The organism is Pseudomonas floridensis (genome assembly GCF_002087235.1).
Lineage (GTDB): Bacteria > Pseudomonadota > Gammaproteobacteria > Pseudomonadales > Pseudomonadaceae > Aquipseudomonas > Aquipseudomonas floridensis.
This window is the reverse complement of sequence record NZ_MUIO01000044.1, coordinates 55,402-79,837: the sequence shown is the minus strand read 5'-3', so window position 1 is coordinate 79,837 and position 24,436 is coordinate 55,402. Positions and strand designations below refer to the sequence as shown.

The 24,436-nt window shown below is 60.6% G+C and carries 22 protein-coding genes and 1 pseudogene; 15 read left to right on the top strand and 8 right to left on the bottom strand.

Translation table 11 applies throughout. The features are described from left to right. Window positions 1-32 precede the first annotated feature (32 nt). The 10 genes from BZK31_RS13130 to ssuE all read left to right on the top strand — a co-directional run bounded on the left by BZK31_RS13130 (window position 33) and on the right by ssuE (window position 11,116). On the top strand, window positions 33-821 hold the full coding sequence (locus BZK31_RS13130) for a WbqC family protein (protein ID WP_083183396.1): 789 nt from the start codon (window positions 33-35) through the stop codon (window positions 819-821). Between the two features lie 5 nt (window positions 822-826). Then, a complete protein-coding gene (rfaH, locus tag BZK31_RS13125) occupies window positions 827-1,339 on the top strand; it encodes a transcription/translation regulatory transformer protein RfaH (RefSeq protein ID WP_083183394.1) in 513 nt (170 codons plus the stop codon). Between the two features lie 122 nt (window positions 1,340-1,461). Then, complete coding sequence (locus BZK31_RS13120; protein WP_083183393.1) at window positions 1,462-2,463, top strand: glycosyltransferase; 1,002 nt, start codon at window positions 1,462-1,464, stop codon at window positions 2,461-2,463. After that, window positions 2,460-3,710: a glycosyltransferase family 4 protein gene (locus BZK31_RS13115; protein WP_083183391.1), complete on the top strand. Its 1,251-nt coding sequence runs from the start codon at window positions 2,460-2,462 to the stop codon at window positions 3,708-3,710. Before BZK31_RS13120 ends, BZK31_RS13115 begins: the two co-directional genes overlap by 4 nt. 87 nt (window positions 3,711-3,797) lie before the next feature. Further along, on the top strand, window positions 3,798-5,111 hold the full coding sequence (locus BZK31_RS13110) for a hypothetical protein (RefSeq protein ID WP_083183389.1): 1,314 nt from the start codon (window positions 3,798-3,800) through the stop codon (window positions 5,109-5,111). 79 nt (window positions 5,112-5,190) lie between these two features. Further along, window positions 5,191-6,306, top strand: coding sequence for a glycosyltransferase family 4 protein (locus tag BZK31_RS13105; RefSeq protein WP_083183387.1), 1,116 nt, complete (start codon window positions 5,191-5,193; stop codon window positions 6,304-6,306). Between the two features lie 73 nt (window positions 6,307-6,379). Continuing rightward, on the top strand, window positions 6,380-7,600 hold the full coding sequence (locus BZK31_RS13100; protein ID WP_083183385.1) for a glycosyltransferase family 4 protein: 1,221 nt from the start codon (window positions 6,380-6,382) through the stop codon (window positions 7,598-7,600). A 12-nt stretch (window positions 7,601-7,612) separates the two neighbouring features. Further along, window positions 7,613-9,022 (top strand): undecaprenyl-phosphate glucose phosphotransferase, encoded by a 1,410-nt coding sequence (locus BZK31_RS13095; RefSeq protein WP_083183383.1) that lies wholly within the window; start codon window positions 7,613-7,615, stop codon window positions 9,020-9,022. Window positions 9,023-9,186: 164 nt separating this feature from the next. Further along, window positions 9,187-10,275, top strand: coding sequence for a polysaccharide biosynthesis/export family protein (locus BZK31_RS13090; RefSeq protein WP_083183380.1), 1,089 nt, complete (start codon window positions 9,187-9,189; stop codon window positions 10,273-10,275). A 259-nt stretch (window positions 10,276-10,534) separates the two neighbouring features. Beyond that, window positions 10,535-11,116: an NADPH-dependent FMN reductase gene (ssuE, locus tag BZK31_RS13085; RefSeq protein WP_083183378.1), complete on the top strand. Its 582-nt coding sequence runs from the start codon at window positions 10,535-10,537 to the stop codon at window positions 11,114-11,116. A 40-nt stretch (window positions 11,117-11,156) separates the two neighbouring features. Here ssuE and BZK31_RS13080 read toward each other — a convergent pair whose 3' ends face one another. The 3 genes from BZK31_RS13080 to BZK31_RS13070 all read right to left on the bottom strand — a co-directional run bounded on the left by BZK31_RS13080 (window position 11,157) and on the right by BZK31_RS13070 (window position 13,163). Continuing rightward, the gene (locus tag BZK31_RS13080; protein ID WP_083183376.1) at window positions 11,157-11,765 is read right to left on the bottom strand and encodes a LysE family translocator; all 609 of its coding nucleotides are present in this window, start codon (window positions 11,763-11,765) and stop codon (window positions 11,157-11,159) included. Between the two features lie 124 nt (window positions 11,766-11,889). Further along, window positions 11,890-12,171, bottom strand: coding sequence for a hypothetical protein (locus tag BZK31_RS13075; protein WP_083183374.1), 282 nt, complete (start codon window positions 12,169-12,171; stop codon window positions 11,890-11,892). A gap of 98 nt (window positions 12,172-12,269) precedes the next feature. Beyond that, window positions 12,270-13,163, bottom strand: coding sequence for a LysR family transcriptional regulator (locus BZK31_RS13070; protein WP_083183372.1), 894 nt, complete (start codon window positions 13,161-13,163; stop codon window positions 12,270-12,272). 126 nt (window positions 13,164-13,289) lie between these two features. Here BZK31_RS13070 and BZK31_RS13065 point away from each other — a divergent pair, with 126 nt between their 5' ends. The 3 genes from BZK31_RS13065 (at window position 13,290) to BZK31_RS13055 (ending at window position 16,341) form a co-directional block, all read left to right on the top strand. After that, complete coding sequence (locus BZK31_RS13065; RefSeq protein WP_083183370.1) at window positions 13,290-13,991, top strand: CoA transferase subunit A; 702 nt, start codon at window positions 13,290-13,292, stop codon at window positions 13,989-13,991. 56 nt (window positions 13,992-14,047) lie between these two features. Continuing rightward, window positions 14,048-14,704 (top strand): CoA transferase subunit B, encoded by a 657-nt coding sequence (locus tag BZK31_RS13060; RefSeq protein ID WP_083183368.1) that lies wholly within the window; start codon window positions 14,048-14,050, stop codon window positions 14,702-14,704. A gap of 215 nt (window positions 14,705-14,919) precedes the next feature. Further along, complete coding sequence (locus tag BZK31_RS13055) at window positions 14,920-16,341, top strand: short-chain fatty acid transporter (protein WP_083183365.1); 1,422 nt, start codon at window positions 14,920-14,922, stop codon at window positions 16,339-16,341. A gap of 15 nt (window positions 16,342-16,356) precedes the next feature. Here BZK31_RS13055 and BZK31_RS13050 read toward each other — a convergent pair whose 3' ends face one another. The 4 genes from BZK31_RS13050 to BZK31_RS13035 form a co-directional block, all read right to left on the bottom strand. Further along, on the bottom strand, window positions 16,357-16,848 hold the full coding sequence (locus BZK31_RS13050; RefSeq protein ID WP_083183363.1) for a MarR family winged helix-turn-helix transcriptional regulator: 492 nt from the start codon (window positions 16,846-16,848) through the stop codon (window positions 16,357-16,359). Window positions 16,849-16,934: 86 nt separating this feature from the next. Continuing rightward, a complete protein-coding gene (locus tag BZK31_RS13045) occupies window positions 16,935-17,291 on the bottom strand; it encodes an antibiotic biosynthesis monooxygenase family protein (protein ID WP_083183360.1) in 357 nt (118 codons plus the stop codon). Next, on the bottom strand, window positions 17,288-18,013 hold the full coding sequence (locus BZK31_RS13040; protein ID WP_083183358.1) for a CTP synthase C-terminal region-related (seleno)protein: 726 nt from the start codon (window positions 18,011-18,013) through the stop codon (window positions 17,288-17,290). Before BZK31_RS13040 ends, BZK31_RS13045 begins: the two co-directional genes overlap by 4 nt. A gap of 110 nt (window positions 18,014-18,123) precedes the next feature. After that, window positions 18,124-19,056 (bottom strand): 2-hydroxyacid dehydrogenase, encoded by a 933-nt coding sequence (locus tag BZK31_RS13035; RefSeq protein ID WP_083183356.1) that lies wholly within the window; start codon window positions 19,054-19,056, stop codon window positions 18,124-18,126. Window positions 19,057-19,357: 301 nt separating this feature from the next. Between BZK31_RS13035 and BZK31_RS13030 the strand changes: the two are divergent. Next, window positions 19,358-20,511, top strand: a pseudogene (locus BZK31_RS13030) (glycerophosphodiester phosphodiesterase). A 48-nt stretch (window positions 20,512-20,559) separates the two neighbouring features. Here the strand turns inward: BZK31_RS13030 and BZK31_RS13025 are convergent. Then, the gene (locus BZK31_RS13025; RefSeq protein WP_083183354.1) at window positions 20,560-22,749 is read right to left on the bottom strand and encodes a TonB-dependent receptor; all 2,190 of its coding nucleotides are present in this window, start codon (window positions 22,747-22,749) and stop codon (window positions 20,560-20,562) included. Window positions 22,750-23,038: 289 nt separating this feature from the next. Here BZK31_RS13025 and pssA point away from each other — a divergent pair, with 289 nt between their 5' ends. Next, window positions 23,039-24,382: a CDP-diacylglycerol--serine O-phosphatidyltransferase gene (gene pssA / locus BZK31_RS13020; protein WP_083183351.1), complete on the top strand. Its 1,344-nt coding sequence runs from the start codon at window positions 23,039-23,041 to the stop codon at window positions 24,380-24,382. Window positions 24,383-24,436: the final 54 nt, after the last annotated feature.

The window sequence follows — 24,436 nt, the reverse complement described above, 5'->3', positions numbered from 1 at the left end:
CGTTCACCTCCACGTCTTGAAAGGACTTGAGCATGGCCAGAACCGTAGCAATGATGCAGCCCTATCTGTTTCCCTATCTGGGCTACTTCCAGCTGATCGCAGCCGCGGATGTATTCGTCCTGGGCGACGACTTGCAGTACATCCGCGCAGGCTGGGTGAACCGCAACCGGATCCTGAGCAACGGCCAGGCCAGACTGATCACATTTCCGCTGAAAAAAGCCCACTTCGAACTGCCGATCATGCAGCGCAGCCTGATCGAGCCGTTTGCCGAAGAAGCCACCCGCCTGATCAATGCCATTGCCCAGAACTACCGCAAGGCGCCGTATTTTGCGCAGGTCATGCCCTTGCTGGAGCGGCTGATCCGTCACCCACAACAGAACCTGGCGCTGTACGTGGAAAACAGCCTGCGCGAGCTGTGCGCGTACCTGCAGATCAATACGCCGATCGTGCGTGGTTCCGACCTGAACATCTCCGGCTGCATTGACAAGCAGGACCGGGTGATTCGGGTCGCCCACGCCCTGTCCGCCACCTCGGTACTCAATCCGCTGGGCGGTCTGCAGCTGTATGACCGTGATCACTTCGCGCGCAACGGCCTGCTGTTGCGTTTCTTTGCGATGCAGCCGATCAGCTATCCGCAGTTTGGCCAGCCGTTCGTGAGCGACCTGTCGATCATCGACGTGCTGATGTTCAACAGCGTCGAGCACGTACAGGCGCTGCTGGCGCATTGCAGTACCGACGAGTTGCAACCGGCAAACGATGCATTCACGCGGATGGGTCCCGAGTTGCAACCGGCCTCCCCTTCACAGCTGGCAGTGGAGTGATCCCCATGTCCTCATTCGAACAACCACCTCGCTGGTATCTGATCCAGACCAAGCCTCGCCAGGAAGCACGTGCCGAAGAGCACCTGCAGCGCCAGCACTTCGAATGCTATCGCCCGCTCAAGGCCGCAGAGAAAAAACGCGTTGCCAGGGCACCGGCCGACGAAGAATTGTTTCCGGGCTACCTGTTCATCCGCATGGACCAGATGCATGACAACTGGTATCCGATTCGCTCGACCCGTGGTGTGGCGCGTATCGTCACCTTTGGCGGGCAGCCGATACCGGTGCAGGACGACTTGATCGAACAGATTCGTCAACGCTTGTCGGCACCGCCTCCGAGTACCCGTTTCACTCACGGCGAGCATGTGCGGGTTATGGCCGCCGGATTCTGCGACGTCGAAGCCATTTTCGTCGCCACGGACGGCACCGAGCGCGCCGTGATCCTGCTCAACCTGCTGCAACGCCAGCAAAAAGTCGTGCTGCCGATCAGCAGCCTGGCGCGAATGGAAGCACGGGCCTAGCCAGATCCACTCGTGGCAGAGCGTCATGCGGCATGAAGTACGCAGGCGTAAACAGTCTTGCTCACCCTTCACGAAAACCTGTTCACCGGCAGTTACTTCAACATCGACACCGGAACCTGATCATGACCCACCGGACCACTCTGGTGACGCTCACCTATGGTGACCGTTTCAACTACCTGCATACGCTGGTCAGCCGTTCGCTGGAAAGCCCGCTGATCGAGCGTGTCATCATTGTCAGCAATGCGTCGGTCGCGCCACTGCAGAACCTGAGCAGCAAGTGGCCCGGTCGGGTCGAAGTGATCTGGCTGGAGCACAATACCGGGTCGGCGCATGGTTATTCGGTCGGCATCAAGGCCGCCCTGGAAGCCGGCGCCGAATACATCTGGCTGATGGACGATGACAACGCGCCGACCATCAATGCGATCGAAGTCCTGCACCGTTACCTGCACCAGCGAGAAAAGATTGATGGCCAGGACAAGACCGCCGTGCTCGGGTTTCGTCCGACCCATCAGGCCGATATCGCGGCGGGTGTACCTCGCCGCTTCGCCATCCAGCTCAGGTCGAGCTTTTTTGGCTTTCACATCGCCCAGTTGCCTTACAAACTCTGGCGTCGCCTGCCCTGGGGCAAACCGCTGGCGACCCAAGGCGTACCACAGATGGTGCAACTGCCCTTCGCCACGTACGGCGGGCTGCTGGCCCATCGCAGCCTGTTCATCCGCATCGGTCTGCCGCTGGAAGCCCTGAAGCTCTATGCCGATGACAGTGAATACACCTGGCGAATCACCGCCGGTGGCGGGCGAATCTTTCTGGTGCCCGAGGCGCTGCTCGACGATCTGGAAGATTCCTGGAACATTAAGGCCCGTACCCGCAACGTCTACGAAAACTACCTGCTGGCCGGTTCGGATCTACGCGCCTATTACGGCGCACGCAACCAGGCCTGGTTCGATAAAAATATCTGGGCGTCTTCCCCGTTGCTTTACCGGCTCAACCGTTGGGTGTTCTTCTGCCTGCTGCGCGTGATCGCCAGGCGTTGTGATGCCGGGCAGCGGTTGAGCCTGATCGAGCAGGCCATCAACGATGGCGAGGCTGGCGTACTGGGCTTGAACAGGTCATATCCTCTATGAAAATCCTCTTTATCAGCAGCCTGTATGCGCCTGATGTCGGCGGTGGCGCGGAAATCATCCTGCAGCGTACGGTCGAAGGTCTGCAACACCGCGGCCACAAGGTCGCCGTGCTTGCCACCACCGAGCAGCAAGGCCTGCACATGACGGCCGTCAACCAGATCAAGGTCTACCGTGCCGGTCTGCATAACCTCTACTGGCACTTTACCGCGCAGCGACCCGGCCGACTGGTCCGGCTCGGCTGGCACCTGCGTGACCGCTACAACGTCAGCATGCGTGAGTACGTCAGCCGGGTCATGGAGCTGGAGCAGCCGGACCTGGTGGTGTGCCATAACCTGACGGGCTGGTCGGTCTCGGCGTGGGACGAAATCACCGCGTCCGGCCGGCCGATCGTGCAGGTGCTGCATGACCTCTACCTGCTCTGTCCGAGCAGCACCATGTTCAAGAAAGGTCACAGCTGCCAGCGGCAGTGCGTGATGTGCAAGCAGTTTCGCAAAGGCCACGACGAGCGCTCGGCGCAGGTCAGCACAGTGGTCGGTGTCAGCCGGTATATGCTCGACACCCTTCAGTCCCAAGGCTATTTCAAGGGCGCCAAAGGCTACGTGGTACACAACGCGAGCCCCCTCCCGATTGCCCCGCCGCAAACCGTCAAAGCCAGTCAGACCGAGGCAAGACCGGACAACGCGCCGCTACGCTTCGGCTACCTGGGTACCTTGTCCGACCCCAAAGGCGTGGGCTGGCTGATCGACCAGTTTCAGCACCTGCCGTTCGACGCCACGCTGCACATTGCCGGGCGCGGCCAGTTGAACGACGAGAAGCGCTTCAAGGCCATGGTGACGTCACCCAACATCCGCTTTGTCGGGTACCAGAAGCCGGAAGAGTTCTACAACCAGATCGACGTGGCGGTGGTGCCCTCGGTCTGGAACGAGCCGTTCGGCATGGTCGCGGTGGAAGCCTGCGCCTATTCACGCCCGGTCATCGCCAGCCGCATGGGGGGGTTGACGGAGATCATTCAGGATCAGCTCAACGGTTTGTTGTGCAGCCCGGATGATCCGGACTCGCTGGGGCTGGCGATGCTCAAGTTGCATCAGCAGCCACGCTTGCTGGCGCGCCTCAGAGCTCAGGCACGCAATAGCGTTGCATCGCTGCTGAGCCTCGAACTGATGCTCGACCAATACGAAAGCATTTTCACCCAGACCGTGCTGGACAGCATCACGACGCCAGAGCAGCGCCAGTACAACCCGGTCTGACGACCAGCCTCTCCGACGCAGTGACCGTCAGCGGCCCGTGCCCTGCCGGGACGCACGGCCGACCGTGGTTCCTGATTGAGACGAAACATGCCCAAGCCATCCGCATCCCGTCGACGACGATCGCTGACGGCCTTTCTGCTGGGCCTGCTCTCCAGCCTCGTCGCCAGCGGCGAGGATCAATTCATCATTGGCGTGGACACCTCTTTGATGCACAGCAACCGTACACCGACCACCGCGCTCGAGTTGTTGGAACGTGCAGGCGTGAACTCGGTACGCGACCGGGCCTACTGGACCGGCGTCGAACCTCGACGGGGTTTCCTGCGCATCGATCCGGTCTGGCAGTCCTACCTCAACGAGGTGCGCACGCATCGGCTACGCCCCCTGTTGGTACTGGGCTATGGCAGCCCGTATTACGAGAACAACGCGAAGCCGCGTCACCCTGCCGTACGACAGGCGTTTGGCAATTACGTCAGTTTCGTTACCCGGGAGCTTGCCGACCAGGTCGATCTTTACGAGATCTGGAACGAGTGGGATCGGGACAATCCCGCCGATGCATGGGCAGCCAAGGACTACAGCAATCTGGTGGAAGAAACCGCCGCCCGCATCAGACAACACAAACAACCGGTGACGGTTCTCGCCGGTGCCGTGACCAGTCTGGGCATGGACGTCGGTTTCGCCGACCGACTGATACAGAATGGCCTGCTCAATCAGGTCGATGGCCTGTCACTGCATCCCTACGTGCACTGCAGACAGGAGCAGCGTCACACCCCCGAGCGCTGGATCGCCTGGCTGCGCTGGATCGACGCCGAGCTGCGGGCGCTGGCGACCCGTCCGGTGCCGTTATACCTCACCGAAATGGGCTGGCCGACGGGCACCGGCACATGCAGTGTCAGCGAACGGAACCAGGCGGCGTTTCTCGCCCGAAGTTTTTTTCTGGCTCGCACCCTGACGGACATCAAGGGCCTGTGGTGGTACGGGCTGATCGACAGCGGCACTGACGCCGATGATCCGCAACAGAATTTCGGCCTGCTCCGACACGACCTGAGTGTCAAACCCGCCTACGCGACGCTCAAGGCCATCAGCAAGATTCTGCTCGATTACCAGTACGACGCCGGGCGCAGCCACGAAATGGCTTCAACCTACCTGCTGAGGTTTGCCCGCGGACCGGAACAGATTCTGGTGGCCTGGACCACCGGCGTGCCGCACCTGACCCACGTTGAAGCCAGCAGCATGCAGCGCGGCAACGTCGAAATGATCGACAGCGGCCAGCCTGAAAAAGGCCGGTTCGAAACTGAGACACCCTGGACCTGCCACGAAGCGCGCTGCTCGGCCCAGGTGCAGATTGATGAATTTCCGAAAGTCATCAGCCTGGGCACCAGACCCGCGCTGTTTGCCCAATAAGAACGGGATCGGAGGTCCGAAGACCTCCTGAAAGCACCCCGCATTCAACCTATCACCATGACCTTGCAGGATGCTTGAGATGATCTTTATCAATTCACGGTTTCTCACCCAGGACGTCAGCGGCGTGCAGCGCTATGCAGAGCAGATCTGCATGGCACTGAAACAGCTGCGCAACGATCTGGTGTTCGTCGCGCCGCACGGCATACGACTGCATGAGAGTGCCAAGGCGCTGGACGTTCAGTGCATCGGTCACAACAAAGGTCATCTCTGGGAGCAGATCGATCTGCCGCTCTACCTGCGGCGTCGAAACAACCCGTTGCTGATCTCCATCAGCAGCACTGGACCTATGTTTTACCGCAACCAGATTGCAACCCATCACGACATTAATTACGTGCGCTTTCCGCAGAGTTACACACGATTGTTCCGCCTGGCTTACCGGACCATTACCCCGATCCTGCTGTCGCGCATCAAGACCCTGGTGACCAGCAGCAGTTTTTCCAGAGGTGAGATCTCGCGCTTCTACGGGTTTCCCGAAAGCAAAGTGCTGATCGTGCCTGCCGCCGTGAACGACAGCTTTCGGCCACGCAACGTGCACGCCGATGCACCGAAATACCTGTTGGCCGTCTCCTCGCCGGCGGCGCACAAAAACTTCAATCGCATGATCCAGGCCTTCCTCAGCCTGCGTGACCACAACGATCTGCAACTGCACATCGTCGGCGCGGCAACGGGCATCTTTGCCGACCCGAACCTGCAACGGCTGGCCTGTCGCGATCCGCGCATCCGCTTTTTGGGCCGGCTCAGCGATGCCGAACTGATCGAGCAGTACCAGAGAGCCACCGCGTTCGTGTTCCCGTCACTGTATGAAGGGTTCGGCATTCCGCCGCTGGAAGCCCAGGCCTGTGGCTGCCCGGTGCTGGCGGCCAACGCCGCCTCGATCCCTGAAGTACTGCAGGCCAGCGCGCTGTATTTCGATCCGCTGGACGTCAGCCACATGGCGGCGGCGATGCACCGGGTTCTGGTGGACGCGCCCCTGCGCGATGCCTTGCGGCTGCATGGCCTCAACAACGTCAAACGCTTTTCCTGGCAACTGTCCGCGCAACGCCTTTCGCAGCGCATCGACGCATTGCTGGAACCTGAACCCGCCCTGCCCGGCAAACAACGCATCAGCCCCGAATCCTCTTCAAGCAAACCCTGAATCAACAACAGCAACGTCAAGACGCGCCCTGTCGCGCCTGCAGTAGAGCGAGCGAACACAGCAAGGAAACTCCATGAGAATTGCTATCGTCCACGACTGGCTGGTGACCTACGCCGGTGCCGAGCGTGTGCTGGCTTCACTGATCAATGTCTGGCCCGAGGCAGACCTGTTTGCCGTGATCGACTTTATGAGCGATGAGGACCGCGCTCACCTGCACGGCAAGGTTGCCACTACCACGTTCATTCAGAACCTGCCCAACGCCAGAAAACGCTATCAGCGCTATCTGCCCTTGATGCCGCTGGCCATCGAACAACTGGACCTGTCCGGTTACGACCTGATCATCAGCAGCAGCCACGCAGTGGCCAAAGGTGTGCTGAGCGGTCCGGATCAGCTGCACATCAGCTACATCCATTCGCCGATCCGTTACGCCTGGGATCTGCAACATCAGTACCTGCGCGAAGCGGGTCTGAACCGCGGTGTCAAAGGCAAGCTGGCGCGGCTGATCCTGCATTACATTCGCCTGTGGGATCAGCGCACTGCGGCAGGCGTGGACGCCTTCATCGCCAATTCAGGGTTCATCGGTGCCCGCATCTGCAAGGCTTACCGGCGTGATTCAACAGTGATTTATCCGCCGGTCGACACCCTCGGATTCACGGCACACGGTGCCCGTCAGGACTTCTATTTCACCGCCTCGCGCATGGTGCCCTACAAGCGCATGCCAATGATTGTCGAGGCGTTCGCTGCGATGCCGGACAAGCGCCTGATCATGATCGGCGACGGTCCCGATCTGGCCAAGGCTCAAGCCATCGCCAGCCGGGCACCGAACATCACGCTGATGGGCTTCCAGGCGGCAGAAATCCTGATCGAACACATGCGCACCGCGAAGGCATTCGTGTTCGCCGCCGAAGAGGATTTCGGCATCAGTCCGGTAGAGGCCCAGGCCTGCGGCACACCGGTGATCGCCTTCGGCAAGGGCGGCGTGCTGGAGACCGTGCGCGGCCTGGATCACCCGCAGCCGACCGGGGTGTTCTATCCGCAGCAGACCGTGGAATCGCTGATCGCGGCGGTCAATGAATTCGAAAGCGCCCAGGCGCGGATCACGGCGCAGGCCTGTCGAGCCAACGCCGAACGCTTCTCGGTCGCGCGCTTCGAGGAGGAAATCAGGACGTTCGTGGAAAACCGTCTGGCCGCCGTCCAGCTTTCACGCCTGCCCGCGCAGCCCTGGGTTCCCCAGCCCTCGCCCGGCATCACAAGCGAGCTGCCGTCCCGCGTCGTTCCCATCAAATCCGTTTGAGCGAGCACTGTCATGCGCACCTCCGTTCGCGGCATTCTTCATGCCCATCAGTCAGCGCTGTCGGTGGCCCATCGCTTGCTGGACCTGGCGGTCATCGTCCTGATCGGCTATTGGCAGAGCCGACTGGCGATGCTGGACAGCACCGACGCCTGGCTGCACATCATTCTGGCAGTGCTGGTGTTTCACTGGGTCGGCGAGTACCACCAGCTTTACGGCTCATGGCGCGGCGAGCGCATCCTGCGCGAGCTGACCAAAGTCTTCAATTACTGGGCACTGACCTTCGTCATTCTGTTGTCGGTGGACTACCTGTTGCTCGACCGCAACCAGATTGCCGACAATGCGCAGATGACCTGGTTCGCGCTGGTGCTGGCGGTGCTGTGCGGCTACCGCCTGCTGATCCGTCTGCTGCTGCACAGTCTGCGCCGTCATGGCTTCAATACCCGGCGCGTGGCGATCGTGGGCACAGGCCAGGTCGGCGAGCGGCTCGCGCAATCGATCTCCAGCGCGCCCTGGATGGGGCTGAATCTGCTCGGGTTCTACGACTCCAACCCGCAACAGATGGACCTGGCTGCCATAGCGCGACGCCCTCCGGTACTGGGCGATCTCGAGCAGTTGATCGAAGACGCACGCCAGGGCCGGATCGACAAGGTGTACATCACCCTGGCGTTCAGCGCCGAGCCGCACTTGCGCGAGTTGATTACCGGCCTCAGCGACACCACCGCATCGGTGTACCTGATTCCCGACGTGTTCATGTTCGAGTTGCTGCATGCGCGCAGCGAGAGCATCAACGGACTGGCGAGCATCAGCATTTTCGACTCGCCCATGGACGGTGCCTGGAGCGTGGTCAAGCGTGCCGAGGACATTCTGCTGTCCAGCCTGATTCTGCTGTTGATCGCCGTACCGCTGTTGCTCATCGCGCTGGCCATCAAGCTGACCTCGCCAGGCCCGGTGCTGTTTCGTCAGCGACGTTACGGACTGGACGGCAGGCCGATCATGGTCTGGAAGTTTCGCAGCATGAATGTCCAGGAGAACGGTGACGTGGTGCGCCAGGCCACCCGTAACGATACGCGGGTCACGCCGCTGGGCGCGTTCCTGCGCCGCACCTCACTGGATGAACTGCCACAGTTCTTCAACGTGCTGCGTGGCGACATGTCCATCGTCGGCCCGCGCCCCCATGCGGTGGCGCACAACGAGCAATACCGCAAGCAGGTCAGCGGCTACATGCTGCGGCACAAGGTCAAGCCGGGTATCACCGGCTGGGCACAGATCAACGGCTGGCGTGGCGAAACCGACACGCTGGACAAGATGCGCAAACGGGTCGAGTTCGACCTGGAATACATCGAGCACTGGTCGATCTGGCTGGATCTCAAAATCATTCTGCTGACGCTGTTCAAGGGCTTCTTCAACAAGAACGCCTTCTGAGCCTTTCATTGACTAGACGATGGCTCCGGCAGCCTTTGCCCGGAGGGAGGTATGTGCGCGCGCTGAAAACTGTCACGACGTGGACCGGTGTCGCTGCCGGTGGTGGAAATGGACGTAACGAAATCATTCAGGTGCAAGGCGCACCGTCACGAAGGAATACTCATATGAAGCGAAGCCTGGTTGTCCTGCTGCTATCCAGCCTGATTCTGCAGGGATGCGTATTTGCTCCCGGCCAACACATGACGCCCGGTGATGTCACGGCCAGTGATCCCGACGAACCCAAGGCGCAATTGGTCGACATCACCCCCAAAAGCCTGCAGCAACAGCAGCAGAACATCGCCGCGGATGCCCGAGCGCTGCCGCCCGAGCTGCTGAACTACAAGACCCCGGAATATGTGGTCGGACCGGGTGACACGCTGCTGGTGACGGTGTTCGAACACCCCGAACTGACCGCGCCCGGCTCGCAGGACCAACTGGATGCCAACACGCGCGAGGTGCTGAGCGATGGCACGCTGTTCTTCCCCTACGTCGGCAGGATCCGCGCGGGTGGCAAAACTGTCAGCCAGATTCGCGAACAACTGCGCATGGGCCTCGCGCCGCAATACACCGAGGTCAAGGTCGATGTGAAAGTGCTGCGCTACAACAGCCAGCGCATCCTGTTGTCAGGCTCGTTCAAAAGCCCTGGCCCGCAGTCGATCACCAATATTCCGCTGAGTCTGGTGCAGGCAATCAGTGTGGCCGGCATCGACCTGACCGACGCCAACCTGGCAGGGCTGACTCTGAGGCGCGACGGCCGTGACTACCTGATCGACATCGATTCGCTCAACCGCAAGGGCTCGCAGTTGAGCAAGATCTTTCTTAAGGATGGCGATTACCTGCACCTCAACAGCAACTCCAAGAACAAGATCTATGTACTGGGCGAGGTGCGTAACCCACAGGTGATTTCTTTCGCCACCACCAGCGTGACCCTGCTCGAAGCCTTGGGCAATTCCGGCGGGCTGAGTCCGGACAGCGCCGATGGCGATGCGGTCTACGTGATTCGTGGCGCGGAAAACTTCGCCAATGCGACCTCGACCGTGTACCACCTGAACGCCAAGAAACCCACCGCCTATCTGCTGGCCGGACAGTTCGAACTCAAGGCTCAGGACGTCGTGTTCGTCGGTCCTGCCAACATCACTCGATGGAGCCGCTTCATCAGTCAGTTGCTCGGCTCGGCCAGCGTGGTTCAGACCGGCGCCGCCTTCCGCAACTGACCTTCCCGTTTCCTGCCGCTGCAACCCCTTTTCCCTGCAACCGCCGTTGCGGGGATTTTTTTGTCCGCCATTCGACTGTCTGTCAGATGTTGCCACAGCAACAGCGATTCAACAGTTGAGGCGGTTTTCAGCAGTCGTCGCAGTTCCGGTCTTTCCGATGAACAGCCGCAAGTGCCGTCTTTACGGGCGCCTTACAGAACGACGCGGTCTGGCACACATGCTGCTTTACAGGCTTACGCTTATCGCAAGGAATTCCAGAATGCTCGTTGTGTCACTGTCAGGCAGTCCCTCTCCCAAATCCCGTTCCGGCGTTGTGCTGGCCCACGCCAGTCGCTGGCTGCAGAACCACGGTGTCGAAGTCACCACCCTGCGCATCCGGGATTTCAATGCTGAAGACCTGTTGTTCGCGAAGTTCGACAGCCCGCAAGTGCTGGACTTCGTCGAAGCCGTCCGGCAGGCCGACGGGCTGTTGATCGGTACGCCGGTGTACAAGGCGTCTTTTTCCGGTGCCCTGAAAACCCTGCTCGACCTGCTGCCCGAACGCGCCCTGCACGGCAAGGTCGTGTTGCCACTGGCGACCGGCGGCAGCATCGCCCACATGCTGGCGGTCGATTACGCGCTGAAACCCGTGCTGTCCGCGCTCAAATCCCAGGAAGTGCTGCACGGCATTTTCGCCATCGATACGCAGATCAGTTATGGCGACAACGAAGAAGGCGGCACGCTGGACGAAATCCTCACCGAACGCCTGCATGAGGGTCTGGAACATTTCTATCTAGGCCTGCAGCGCAGGTTGCAGGCACGGCACAAGGACGCTGGCGGGCATTTGCAGTTGGCGTTGTAGGCTGGTGACCTGATCGCAGGCACAAACCGCCGCAGTCCGATCAGTGTTCGATGATCAGCGGATACAGCGAAGCAACCAGCAATGCCGCCATCACGCCATTGAAGATCCGCAGCCCGAGCGGATCACGCAGCACGTTGCGCAGCAGGCTGCCGAATCCGGCCCAGATGCCCACGCTTGGAAGGTTGATCAGGGCAAACACCGCAGAAATGATCACCACGTTGGTGAAGTAACCCTGCATCGGCGTGTAAGTACTGATCGCGCCGATCGCCATGATCCATGCCTTGGGATTGACCCACTGAAACAGGGCGGCGCTCATAAAGCTCAGTGGTTCGCCGCGACGTTCAGTCGAATCGGACGCAGGGCCGGACGTGGCGATTTTCCAGGCCAGATACAGCAAGTAGGCGGCACCCAGGTAGCGCAACAGCGTATAGAGAAGCGGCCAGGCCTTGAAGACGCTGCCCAGACCAAACCCCACCGCCAACACCAGAACGAAAAAACCGATGCTGATGCCCATCATGTGCGGCAGCGTGCGGCCGAAGCCGAAATTGACGCCGGAAGCCAGCAACATCATGTTGTTCGGGCCAGGGGTCACCGAGGTGACGAACGCAAAGAGCGAAAAGGCCAGCAGTAGATCCAGGGAAAACGACATGCAGCGATCCAGGTGTCTGTGAGTCGGGCACCCACCCTATCGAAGGACCGACAGGAAACACATGGACAGTTGACGGAAAATATCGACAGTACAGTTTTCTGAAAACGCGACTTTGTAACGACTGTTAACCTTGTGGGCTCTGACTCAACGCACCACGATCAACACTGATTTCGCCCTGGCTGTCGAATTCACGAGCCTGCTGGATCTGCGGGTCTGCCAGCAGTTGTGCCTTGCGAGCCTGGTATTCATCGAAGGACAGACCGCGACGGTTCAGATCTTCCAGCGCCAGTTGATGACTCTCTTCGACCGTGTAGGGACGCAGCTCGACAGCGTGATGAGTGGAGCAACCGGAGACCAGCGCTACGGTGAATGACAGGACGAGAGCAAGGGCGAGCATTTGGTTCATGATGGGCCTCCAGACTGGCTTCATTTCGGGAATGAAGCAAGGTTACGCCCCGCCCTGCCATGGCAAAAATCAACCGAGGTGATAGTGGCTATCGACTTTCACGACGCCTGCGCGCGGGCATGCTCGATCAACACTTCACGCAACGCCTGCGCCGCCGCCGACAGCTTGTGATCGGCCAGCATCATCAGCCCGATACGCCGCTCGATGCACGGTTCCACCAGCGGCACACAACGTGCGCCAAGCTCCTGCATCTGTTCGATACACAACGAAGGCACCGCACTCACCCCCAGACCATTGGCGACCATGCGCCCGACAGTGGACAGTTGGTGACTTTCGAAGGCCACTGACAGTTTGCCGTGCCCCGACGCGATGGCCTGTTCCAACAGCAGACGCACGGCCGACGGCCGCTGCAGGGCAATGAAATCCTCACGCAGCAACTCGGCCCAGGACACTTGGACGCGCCCGGCCAGTGGCGAATCGGCGGCCACCACGGCAACGAAGCGATCCTGGTAGAACGGCGTAAAGGACAGCGCGTTGCTCGACTCGGGCTCGAAACCGATTCCCAGTTCGACGCGACGATGGCGCACCATTTCCAGGACCTGCTCGTTGATCACGTCATGCACGGCAACGTTGACCCGTGGGTAGCGACCCCGAAAAATCTTCAGTGCAGTGGGTAACAGGTTGCCGGCGAACGAGGGCATGGCGGCGATGGAGACCCGACCCATCTGCAACGTGAAGCGCTGACGCAGCAATTCCTCGGTGTTGTCCCAGTCAGCCAGTAACTGTCGCGCCAACGGCAGCAGCGTCTCGCCTTCCGGCGTCAGGCTGACATTGCGTGTGGTGCGCGTCAGCAGTTGACCACCGAGGTCTTCCTCCAGGCTTTTGATCGCCAGACTCAAGGCCGGTTGCGACAGGTGCAAGCGTTCCCCCGCCTGAGCAAAACTCAGATACTGCGCCACGGCCAGAAAAGCGCGTAGTTGCTTGACGTTCATATATTTATCTTTCTTATCAATCGATCAGAAAAACAAAATTAACAAATCACTGACATCGAGAGAAGATGCAGGCAACACGATCCTTCGGCAGCACCTGCCGGTCACAACTATAAAAGGCGGATCATCATGGCTGGACTCGACAAGCGAGTGGCGACTTACGAAGAGGCCCTCGCCGGGCTGACCGACAACATGACCGTGCTATGCGGGGGCTTTGGCCTGTGCGGCATCCCGGAAAATCTGATCGCACAGATCAAGCGCATGGGGATCAGGGGCCTGACGGTGGTCTCCAACAACTGCGGCGTCGATGGCTTTGGCCTGGGCATCCTGCTCGAAGACCGCCAGATCCGAAAAATGATTTCTTCCTATGTGGGTGAAAACGCGCTGTTCGAACGCCAGTTGCTGAGCGGCGAACTGGAAGTCGAACTCACCCCGCAAGGCACCCTGGCTGAAAAACTACGCGCGGGCGGTGCCGGCATTCCGGCGTTCTACACCGCCACCGGTTACGGTACGCCGGTCGCCGAAGGCAAGGAAACCCGGCAGTTCAATGGCCGCAATGTGATTCTCGAAGAGGCCATCACCGGTGATTTCGCGTTGATCAAAGGCTGGAAAGCCGACCACTTCGGTAACGTGATCTATCGTCATACCGCACAGAATTTCAATCCGGTCGTCGCCACCGCGGGCAGGATCACCGTGGTCGAGGTCGAAGAAATCGTCGAGCCCGGCGTGCTGTTGCCCACCCAGATTCATACGCCAGGCATCTATGTGGACCGGGTGATTCAAGGCACCTTCGAAAAACGCATCGAGCAGCGCACCCTCAGAAAATCCTGAGGGCCAGGCGCTTCCCTCCGCAGGAACCGGCACACAACAAAAAGAGATTTCAGACCATGGCACTTTCCCGCGAACAAATGGCTCAGCGCGTCGCCCGCGAACTCAAGGACGGCTATTACGTGAATCTGGGCATCGGCATTCCGACACTGGTCGCCAATTACGTACCGGATGACATTGACGTCATGCTGCAATCGGAAAACGGCCTGTTGGGCATGGGCGAATTTCCCACTGAAGAAACCATCGATGCCGACATGATCAATGCTGGCAAACAGACCGTCACCGCGCGCATCGGCGCCTCGATTTTCTCGTCCGCCGAATCCTTCGCCATGATTCGTGGCGGCCACGTCGATCTCACGGTACTCGGTGCTTTCGAAGTGGATGTCGAAGGCAACATTGCGTCGTGGATGATTCCCGGAAAGCTGGTCAAAGGCATGGGCGGCGCGATGGACCTGGTGGCAGGTGCCGACAACATCATCGTGACCATGACTCATGCCTCCAAGGACGGCGAATCCAAACTGCTGCCACGCTGCAGCCTGCCTCTGACCGGCGCGGGCTGCATTCGCAAGGTACTGACCGATCTGGCCTACCTGGAAATCGACAACGGCGCATTCATCCTGCGCGAGCGGGCTCCGGGCGTCAGTGTCGAAGAAATCGTCGCCAAGACAGCCGGCAGGCTGATCGTGCCGGATGACGTGATCGAAATGACGTTCTGATCCGGCATCCAGACAAAGAGACCTTTGCCCCCCGCGCAGAGGCCTCTTTGTCTTTGCCAGAGCCGTTTCGTGGCAATGATTGCCCAGACGCCAGGCAAACGCGCCTCTGCACCGCGATAGCGTTTATTCAGTAAATTGCAGCGGGTTTGAACAGCGCGAGCAAACTCGCTCCTCCAACGATGTGCCCATAATAATGACAACAGGACGCCCCCACGATGGCCGCCAAACTCGAAGAAAGCCGCTCAGCCAGATTTGCCCTGCGGTGCGCCGCATGGGCCGAACGCTGGTTTCCAGACTCCTGGGTGTTCGCCGCACTGGCGGTGGTGATCGTCACCCTGGCAACACTTGCGATCGGCGCAAAACCGGCAGAAGCCGCCAAAGCGTTCGGTGACGGTTTCTGGAGCCTGATCCCGTTTACCATGCAGATGGCCTTCGTCGTGATCGGCGGCTACGTGGTTGCCAGTTCGCCGCCCGCCGTCAAGTTGATCGACCGGCTGGCGCGCATTCCGCGCAACGGCCGCTCGGCGGTGGCCTGGGTAGCGCTGATTTCCATGCTCGCTTCGCTGCTCAACTGGGGACTGTCGCTGGTATTCGGCGGCCTGCTGGTGCGGGCCCTCGCCCGCCGCACGGACCTGCGCATGGACTATCGCGCAGCCGGTGCCGCAGCCTATCTGGGGCTGGGTGCGGTCTGGGCGCTGGGGCTGTCCTCGTCGGCAGCGCAGTTGCAGGCCAACCCGGCGAGCCTCCCGCCTTCGATCCTGGCGATCACCGGAGTCATCCCCTTCACCGAAACCATTTTCCTCTGGCAGTCCGGCGTGATGCTCGCGGCGCTGGTCGTCATTTCGCTGATCGTCGCCTACGCCACCGCGCCCGGCCCCAACAGCGCGCGGGATGCCAAAGCCTGTGGCGTGGACCCGGCGTTCAACCTGCCGCCCCTGCCTGAACGCTCGCGGCCCGGTGAATGGCTGGAGTACAGCCCGCTGCTGATCATTCTGATGGTGTTGCTGGGTGCAGGCTGGCTGTTCAACGAGTTTTCGACCAAGCCGGCGATTACCGCGATTTCCGGACTGAACACTTACAACTTCCTGTTCATCATGCTTGGAGCGCTGCTGCACTGGCGGCCACGCAGCTTTCTCGACGCCGTGGCACGTGCCGTGCCCACCACCACCGGTGTGCTGATTCAGTTTCCGCTGTACGGCTCGATCGCGGCATTGCTGACCACCGTCAAGGGCGGTGATGCGCAGACGCTGGCGCATTACATCTCGACGTTCTTCACCAGCATCGCCTCGCACGACACCTATGCGGTGTTGATGGGCGTGTACTCGGCGGTACTCGGGTTCTTCATCCCGTCGGGCGGAGGCAAGTGGATCATCGAGGCACCCTACGTCATGCAGGTTGCCAATGAACTGCAATATCATCTGGGCTGGGCGGTGCAGATCTATAACGCAGCCGAGGCTTTGCCCAACCTGATCAATCCGTTCTACATGTTGCCGCTTTTGGGCGTATTGGGCCTGAAGGCGCGTGACCTGATCGGCTTCTCGTTCGTGCAATTGCTGGTGCACACGCCGTTAGTGCTGTTCCTGCTCTGGGCACTGGGCACCACGCTCACCTACACACCGCCGATGATGCCGGGATAACGTGCCGCTCGCGGCTCAGGCGGGCTCATCGCCGTAGTCCGCCGCCGCGACCTGGGCCAGCAACGTGCGTAATTCCAGCGCCAGCTCAGCGCCAAGCGCCGTTTCGTAACACTGTTGGGCCTGCTCCCAGAGCGCCTGGGATTCAAGCAGTTTTTCAATACCGGCCTGCGTCAGGCGCACCAGACGGCTGCGCTTGTCGTTGGGATCGACATCTACCGACACCAACCCTTCGCGCTCCAGCGGCTTGAGATTCTGTGCCAGCGCCGAGCGGTCGATGACCAGTATCGTGGCCAGCTCGGTCATGGTCGGTGCCTGATGGCGCGCGATCTGCATCAGGATCGAGCGCTGCGTGGAACGCAAGCCACACGGCGCCATGACCGCGTCGTACAGCTGGCAGATGCGGCGGCTTGCCCTGCGCAGGCTGGTGGCATGACAGATCACCTGCGCAGGAACGTTCAGGCCTTCAGGAATGCGCAGCGTGCCGTTCGGGGTCAGGTCGTGATTCATAAGGGCTCCCGGGTTGAGAGCCCAATGCTGGCATATCCCCGCAAATTGAAACAGCACCTTGGGTCGCATTCTCTGTTTCAGGGTCTTTACCCCCCGTTGCCCAGCTCCTGAATACCTTGTGCCTGGAACGAATAGTCCCGTTCGACCTTGCAGACCCGAGTGCTGAATGCCTGATACCAGCAGGCGCGTCCCTGTTCGCGCACTTCGGCGTGTTCGGCGTGCTGCCTCCAGGCCCGGATGGCGAGCTCATCAGTCCAGTAGGACACGGTAATACCCAGCCCGCTTTCATCACGCGCCGATTCGACGCCAAGAAATCCCGATTGCTGCCGGGCCAGCTCGATCATTCGTTGTGCAGCGGCACCATAGTCGTGCCCGTCATCGGCAGTGCGCAGCGAGGTGAACACCACGGCGTAATACGGCGTGGGAAATCGCGAGGCCATCATTGGGCTTCACCGCTGCGGCAGGCCTGAACCAACGCCTTGACCAGCGGCGGCATGACACCCTGCAGAACGGCACGCTCGGGTTGAAACAGGGTGGCGACAAAGAACGGATGTCCGTGCAACTCCATGCTGCGCACTTCACCTCCGGGATCCCGACCAGTGACGGTCAGCCCCTCGCTGAACAACGCCGGTTCCAGCTCACGGCGCAGGCCGTAGCGGCAATGATAACGCTCTTCGATGTCGAGCCTGTCGTAGGCGCGGGCGATCAGCGTGTCCGGCACAAGCCGAATCGAAGACTGCGCATCCACCAGTGAGCAACTCAACGGGGCGATGATGACGTGCGGCGAATCCGGAGCGGATTCGCCATGCTCCGCGTCGGACCAGCCCAACACGTTGCGTGCAAATTCCAGAAGCGCATGTTGAAAGCCGCCGCAGGTGCCGAGAAACGGCATCCGTCGCTCGCGAGCGAATCGGATCGCCCTCAGCGCGCCCTGCATGTTCCGGTACGGGCTGCCCGGTACGCACCACAGGCCGTCAAACGCCGACAGTCGATCTGTATCGAGAGTTTCCGTCGTCGGCAACCACTCTGCGCTGACCCTGATCTGCAAAGCGTCGCCCACCGTCTGCAACGCCAGCGCGATGGCCCGATGCGCTGTGACCTGCACGTCGAAATCACCCACCAGACCGATTCGCACGTCCTCGCCCGTTCCCGTTACTACGTCCATGCCTTGCTCCCTCGTCAATGTCATGCGTCGATGGGCGCGACTATAGACAGGCACAGACGCAGACAGAATAGGCGACTGGACAAGGATTGCGTGCAGCCATGCAATGTCCGTCAGCGGTTGACCGGCGTGAGCACCGGGCGGCCCGCGAAGAACGCCAGCAGGTTGTCGTTGACCATCTGTACGCTGTCTTTCGAGGCTTCAGGGGATAGACCGGCCACGTGTGGCGTGAGCACCACATTGTTCAGGGTTTTGAAGACATCCGGCACGCTGGGCTCATCATCGAACACATCCAGCGCGGCACCGGCAATGCGCTGATCTTGCAGCGCCGCGACCAAGGCATCGGTGTCGACAACGCTGGCACGCGCGATATTGACCAGGAAACCCTCAGGCCCCAGCGCCTGGAGCGCGGAGACATCGACCAGATGATGGGTACTGCTGCCGCCCGGTGTGGCGATCACCAGAAAATCCGACGCCTCGGCCAGCGACTGCACCGTGGCATGCCAGGTGTAAGTGCAGTCAGGGCGAGCAGTGCGATTATGGTAGCCAATGCTCATATCAAACCCCTCGGCCCGTCTGGCAATCGCCAGTCCGACGGCGCCCAGCCCGACAATTCCCAGGCGCTTGCCCGCCATCGAAGGGCGTACCGCTTTGCGCCATTCACTGCGGCGCACTGAAGCATCGGCCTGTGGGATATCCCGCACCAGCGACAACAGTAAGGCCAGCGCATGATCTGCCACGGTTGCGGCATTGACGCCCGCACCATTGGTGACCGTGATGCCCCGCAACTGAGCGGCCTGCAGATCAACCTTTTCATAACCTGCGCCGCTCACGCAGATGATGCGCAGGTTTGGCAATGCGTCCATTTCGTCGGCGAAAAAGCCCAACGGACCGCGGGTCACCACTGCGCTGATGGACTGCCCATGAGCGGCAATGGCTTCGGCACGCTGCGCGGGCGTGGGTGCCCGAATCAGCTCGAAGCCGCTGTTTTCCAGAATCGGCAAATAGGTATTCAGATTTTCCACCAGCACCAATACCGTCGTCATGCCCACTCCTGCCCGATGATCAAAAGCCTGACAGTAACCCGAGTCGGCGGGCTTGGGCAGAGGCAATTGCCAAATGGAAAGCCCGGGGTCATATGGCCGTCGCATTCAGCGGTCAGACTTCATCGCTCAGCCCGGCGTCGAGGTTGCCTGCGTGACATCGCCTTCGAGCACGACATTCTCGGACGAGGAACGACATGCCACTTGCCGTACCGAAGGCGATGCTGTTAATGCTTCAGGGTGCGCCCTCGTCGCCGTGCGCGAGGCGATCAATCGTTTTCTCAATTCAAGGAACCATCAGCCCATGCAAGGATTTTCCACCACCCGGTTCAAAAAGACTCCGTTGGCCCGATTGCTGGTCGCGACCGCGCTGGCGGGTGTGATGCTGTCGCCGGGCGCGGCGTCGGCAGCGCAGGCGCCGGGCAAAGTGTTGAGCGAGAAACTCGGTCTGCCGTGGCCTGCGATTGTGGCCCACCGTGGCGCATCGTTCGACGCGCCCGAGGAAACCATCCCGGCCTACACACTGGCGCGGGATCTGGGCGCGGACTATCTGGAAATGGACATCCAGCGCACCAGGGACGGCGTATTGATTGCGCTGCATGACGATGTACTGGAACGCACCACCAACATTGCCGAAGTCTTCCCGAAGCGGGCCAAGGATCCGGTGAGCACCTTTACCCTGGACGAGCTCAAACAACTGGACGCCGGTTCCTGGTTCAACAAGGCTTACCCGGACCGCGCCCGTGACAGCTACGCCGGGTTGCAGATCCTGACGCTGGATGAGGTGATCGACATCGCCGAAGGCGGCGCGAACAAGCCGGGGCTGTATATCGAAACCAAGGTGCCTTCGCAGTTTCCCGGTGTCGAAGCCGACCTGAAAAAAGTGCTGGCCAAGCGTGGCTGGCTGACTGAACGCCCTGCCGCCGCGCCAGGTCATGTGAACGTAGCGCACATGCCGGGCCGCGTGGTGTTGCAGACCTTTGAAAAACAGAGCCTGGAACTGCTGCAGAAAGAAATGCCGAAGGTGCCCAAGGTCATGCTGCTGTGGATCGGCAAAGGCTCGATCGAACCCAAGTCCGACGTGGCGTTCGCCGATTCAGGCTTCAAGGACAAGGCCAGTTATTACGCGGCGCAGGAGGTCAAGTCGCCAGAGGCGTTCGAAAGCTGGATCAACTGGGCCAAGGCGCATGGCGCCATCGGCACCGGCCCGGCATCGCAACTGGCCAAGGGTGGCGACCAGAGCTACATGGACCTGGTCAAACCGTGGATGAACACCTCACCCACGAGAAAGGCATGATCGTTCACCCATACACCGTGGATGACCCGGCGGACTTCAAGCGCATCAGCCAGGACGGCGCAGACGGCTTCTTCACCAACCGGACCGCCGAACTGCTGAAGTTCTATGGCCGCCCGGCCAGTGAAAGCATCGAGACCATCCTCAAGCGCAACGGCTACTGATGCCTGGCATCGGGCGGGCCGCATTGAGCGCGGCCCGCCTGGTGACGGTCAGAAGTCGAGGGTGGCTGACACCTTCAGCGTGCGCGGCTCGCCCTGAGTCAGAAAACCGCCGTAGCTTGACGCCCAGTAGTCCTTGTTCATCAGGTTTTCGACGTTGGCACGCAGCGTCACGTCCTTCTGCGCCACGTTGAAGGTGTAGCGTGCGCCCAGATCGAAACGGTTCCAGGTCGGAATGCTCAGGTTGTTGGCTGCATCGAGGTATTGGCCACCGGTGCGCAGCATCCGCGCGTTGATTGCCGCGCCTTCGATACCGGGAATGTCCCAGTCAGCCCCGGCATTGAACTGGAAGGTCGGAACGCCTACCGCGTCGTTGCCATCGTTGCTGCCGCCAGCGGTGCCGCTCAACTCGGTGTCCATCAGGGTCAGACCGGCCAGCAGACGCAAGCCGCTGACAGGCTCACCGAACACATTCATTTCCACGCCGCGATTACGCTGTTCGCCATCACGTACATAGCGCGTGGCCGTGCCTTCCTGAACGCGATAACCGTCAGCCGGTTGCTCGATACGGTACACACCCAGACTTGCGCCAAAGGTGCCCATGTCCAGTTTCACACCCGCCTCGACCTGCCTGGAGCGTGCAGGGGGGAAAATTTCGCCGGGATTGATCGTCACGTTGTTCGGAGCAGTTGGCCCTTGCGCCAGGCCTTCGATGCGGTTGGCGTAGAACGACACGTTGCGCCACGGTTTGAATACCACGCCATAGATCGGCGTGGTGATCGCCTCGTCGTACAGTGAGGTGCGCGGGCCGCTGCCATAGGCATAACCCTGGACGCGAAGTTGCTGGCGGCGCAGACCTGCTGTGACCAGCAGACGATCGTCGAAGAAACCCAGGGTGTCGGAGAACGCCGCGCTGCGCATGCGGCTCTTGCCGGTGATGCCTGGATCGTTCAGATCACCTGCGGTGATGCCGTTCAATGCCGGGCGAGCAGTGGAAACCGGGTCATACAGGTTGCTGCCGGCGCTGCTGCCGCCGAACAGGTAGGCGTTGCGTTGCTCGGTCCAGATTCCCGACAGGCCGAAATTGACCTTATGGCTAACCGGCCCGGTCTGCAGGTTGCCGTTGATGCCTGCCATGACGGTCTTGTTATCCTCGTCATGGGGGATGAAGGACGGTGTCGCGGTGATGTTTCCGGCGGCATCGTTGATCGTCGGGGATCCATAGATACCGGTTTCACGGGTGTGTTTCGCACCGGCGGCGGCGTACAGCATCCAGTCATCGTTGAGGTCGTATTCGAGCCGGCTCATGCCGAAGGTGTCTTCGGTTTCGGTCCAGGTCCAGTTGGGCGCGTAATTGGTATCAGCGTCCGGTGCGTGTGGCACGCTGGTCAGACCGCTGCCGACGAACACCATGTTGCGGCTCTGATTGATGCGCTGCTTCTGGTACGCGAAATCGCCGGACAGGCGGAAGTTGTCGCCTCGATAATCCAGCCCCAAGGCAAACAGTTTGCTGCGATGTTCCTCGTCATCGATGCCCGTTTCGCCTTCTCGCTGTGCCAGATTCAGGCGCGCACCGAAACGATTGTCTTCGCCAAACCGCTGGCCCAGATCGAGGTGCTCGCCAACCCGGCCATCGCTGCTGATGTCAGTGGTGAAACGTCGCGTCGGCGTGTCACCCGCGCGCTTGGGTTGCAGGTTCACGCCACCGCCGATGCCAGAGCCGGTAGGCGTTACGCCGTTGATGAACGCGTTGGGGCCTTTGAAGACTTCGACACGCTCCAGCGCATCGGTGGATATGATCTGTCGGGGCAGCACGCCATAAAGGCCGTTATAGGAAATGTCGTCGGTATTCAATGCAAAACCGCGAATCACGAAGACCTGCGAAGCATTGCCGTAACCGGACGACTGGCGCACTGATGCGTCATTGAGCAGCACCTCGCCGATGTCCTCGGCCTGCTGGTCCTCGATCAGTTGCTCGGTGTAGCTGGTCATGCTGAACGGCACGTCCATGATGTCCGAATTGCCCAGCACGCCGAGCTGTCCGCCGCGCGCGACCTGGCCACCGGCGTAGACCGGCGGCGGCGCTTGCGGATCGACCTTGTCGGCACTGATTGCCGTTTCGCCCAGTACCAGAGCACCGCCTGGCGAGACAGCCGTCTCGCCAGCGGCCCAGACGGGCAAACCAAAGGAACAGCAAAACGCTACCAGCGTGAGACGGAAAGGAAACGGCGAGGTGTTCATGAAGAGGTCCTGCTAAACGATAGTGTGGGCCGGGCAGTGTCCTTCCATGACTGCGCCCTTATATGTGAATGCGAAATGCTATCAGGTGTGACTGGGAACGGTTATCGTTTATTTGTATGCAAACGGCTACATGGCGGTTTTCACGACGAAAGGCGAGGAGATAGCTGACCGGTGTCGCCAGGAAATGCCTTGAAACGCATGCTCACACCTGGAAACAGGACAGTGGCGGCGACCTGATGCTGACTCTGGTGTAAGCTCATGCGCTGTTGGTTATCCCATCGAGAGGCCTATGCAGTCCAACTTCCGACGCTCGACCCTCGCGGCGCTCCGCGGTTTTGCCCTGCCGAGCGATGCAATCTCCATCCTCCCCTCTGCTGCCGACTATCGGCGCTGCCTGCTGGAAAGGATCGCCTCGGCGACCCGCCGCATCTACATCATCGCGTTGTATCTGCAGCAGGATGAAGCGGGCCAGGAAATCCTCGACGCGTTATACACGGCCAAGACGGCACGCCCCGAACTGGAGGTGGTCGTGCTGGTCGACTGGTTTCGCGCCCAGCGCGGCCTGATCGGTGCCGGACGGCAGCCGGGCAACTCGACCTGGTATCAGGCGCAGAATCTGGAATACGACCAGGAAGTGCCAATCTACGGCGTGCCGGTCCAGACTCGCGAGCTGTTTGGCGTGTTGCACCTGAAGGGCAGCATCATCGATGACTGCGTGATCTACAGCGGTGCCAGCATCAACAACGTGTATCTGCACAAGCTCGACAAGTACCGACTGGACCGCTATCACCTGATCGAAAGCGCGCCGCTGGCGGACAGCTTCGTGGGCATGGTGCAGGGCGAAATTCTGTCGTCACCGGCCGTGCATCGACTGGACCTGCAATCGCCACCGAGTTCGCGCAGCCTGCGCGGCGAGATTCGTGCGTTTCGCAGCCATCTCAAGCGCGTGGCCTATGACACATCGGCGGGCGAAAAGGAAAACGGTGAATTGCGCGTCGTGCCCCTGCTCGGTGTTGGGCCGCGCAACAGCCTTAATCGCACCATCTGCGACCTGATCGCGTCGAGCAAGATCCAGCTGACGATCTGCACGCCCTACTTTAACCTGCCGGTAGCGGTGACCCGTGAGATCAATCGCGCGCTCAAGCGGGGTGTGAACGTTGACATCATCATTGGTGACAAGACCGCCAACGACTTCTTCATCCACCCGGACGAGCCGTTCAAAGTGATCTCGGCTCTGCCCTATCTGTACGAGATAAGCCTGCGCCGCTTCACCCAGAAGCACCGCAAGGCCATCGCCCAGCATCGCCTGAACGTGCACCTGTGGAAGCATGGCGACAACACGTTTCACCTAAAAGGTATCTGGGTCGATAACCGCTATACGCTATTGACCGGCAACAACCTCAATCCGCGGGCGTTCAACCTCGATCTGGAGAACGGTCTGCTGATCGACGATCCGCAAGGTCAGTGGGCCGCGCCGCGAGAGGCGGAGATTGCGCACCTGATGCGCAACACGCAACGCGTCAGCCAGTACGATGAGCTGGACACTCTGGCCAACTACCCCGAAGGCGTGCGCAAGTTTCTACGGCGCGTCAGCCGGGTCAGGGTCGAACGGCTGCTGTACCGGATTCTGTAAGCGCTCCTGAGGTCATGACGCTCGCGGCCAGTGTTGCGAGCGCCTACCGCTGGC

Coding starts and splice junctions, on each gene's coding strand:
- BZK31_RS13025 (WP_083183354.1), bottom strand. CDS start 22,749: ATGAACACCTCGCCGTTTCCTTTCCGTCTCACGCTGGTAGCGTTTTGC.
- BZK31_RS13055 (WP_083183365.1), top strand. CDS start 14,920: ATGGCCGCCAAACTCGAAGAAAGCCGCTCAGCCAGATTTGCCCTGCGG.
- BZK31_RS13130 (WP_083183396.1), top strand. CDS start 33: ATGGCCAGAACCGTAGCAATGATGCAGCCCTATCTGTTTCCCTATCTG.
- BZK31_RS13110 (WP_083183389.1), top strand. CDS start 3,798: ATGCCCAAGCCATCCGCATCCCGTCGACGACGATCGCTGACGGCCTTT.
- BZK31_RS13050 (WP_083183363.1), bottom strand. CDS start 16,848: ATGAATCACGACCTGACCCCGAACGGCACGCTGCGCATTCCTGAAGGC.
- BZK31_RS13080 (WP_083183376.1), bottom strand. CDS start 11,765: ATGTCGTTTTCCCTGGATCTACTGCTGGCCTTTTCGCTCTTTGCGTTC.
- pssA (WP_083183351.1), top strand. CDS start 23,039: ATGCAGTCCAACTTCCGACGCTCGACCCTCGCGGCGCTCCGCGGTTTT.
- BZK31_RS13045 (WP_083183360.1), bottom strand. CDS start 17,291: ATGATGGCCTCGCGATTTCCCACGCCGTATTACGCCGTGGTGTTCACC.
- BZK31_RS13035 (WP_083183356.1), bottom strand. CDS start 19,056: ATGACGACGGTATTGGTGCTGGTGGAAAATCTGAATACCTATTTGCCG.
- ssuE (WP_083183378.1), top strand. CDS start 10,535: ATGCTCGTTGTGTCACTGTCAGGCAGTCCCTCTCCCAAATCCCGTTCC.
- BZK31_RS13060 (WP_083183368.1), top strand. CDS start 14,048: ATGGCACTTTCCCGCGAACAAATGGCTCAGCGCGTCGCCCGCGAACTC.
- BZK31_RS13100 (WP_083183385.1), top strand. CDS start 6,380: ATGAGAATTGCTATCGTCCACGACTGGCTGGTGACCTACGCCGGTGCC.
- BZK31_RS13070 (WP_083183372.1), bottom strand. CDS start 13,163: ATGAACGTCAAGCAACTACGCGCTTTTCTGGCCGTGGCGCAGTATCTG.
- BZK31_RS13075 (WP_083183374.1), bottom strand. CDS start 12,171: ATGAACCAAATGCTCGCCCTTGCTCTCGTCCTGTCATTCACCGTAGCG.
- BZK31_RS13090 (WP_083183380.1), top strand. CDS start 9,187: ATGAAGCGAAGCCTGGTTGTCCTGCTGCTATCCAGCCTGATTCTGCAG.
- BZK31_RS13115 (WP_083183391.1), top strand. CDS start 2,460: ATGAAAATCCTCTTTATCAGCAGCCTGTATGCGCCTGATGTCGGCGGT.
- BZK31_RS13095 (WP_083183383.1), top strand. CDS start 7,613: ATGCGCACCTCCGTTCGCGGCATTCTTCATGCCCATCAGTCAGCGCTG.
- BZK31_RS13105 (WP_083183387.1), top strand. CDS start 5,191: ATGATCTTTATCAATTCACGGTTTCTCACCCAGGACGTCAGCGGCGTG.
- BZK31_RS13040 (WP_083183358.1), bottom strand. CDS start 18,013: ATGGACGTAGTAACGGGAACGGGCGAGGACGTGCGAATCGGTCTGGTG.
- rfaH (WP_083183394.1), top strand. CDS start 827: ATGTCCTCATTCGAACAACCACCTCGCTGGTATCTGATCCAGACCAAG.
- BZK31_RS13120 (WP_083183393.1), top strand. CDS start 1,462: ATGACCCACCGGACCACTCTGGTGACGCTCACCTATGGTGACCGTTTC.
- BZK31_RS13065 (WP_083183370.1), top strand. CDS start 13,290: ATGGCTGGACTCGACAAGCGAGTGGCGACTTACGAAGAGGCCCTCGCC.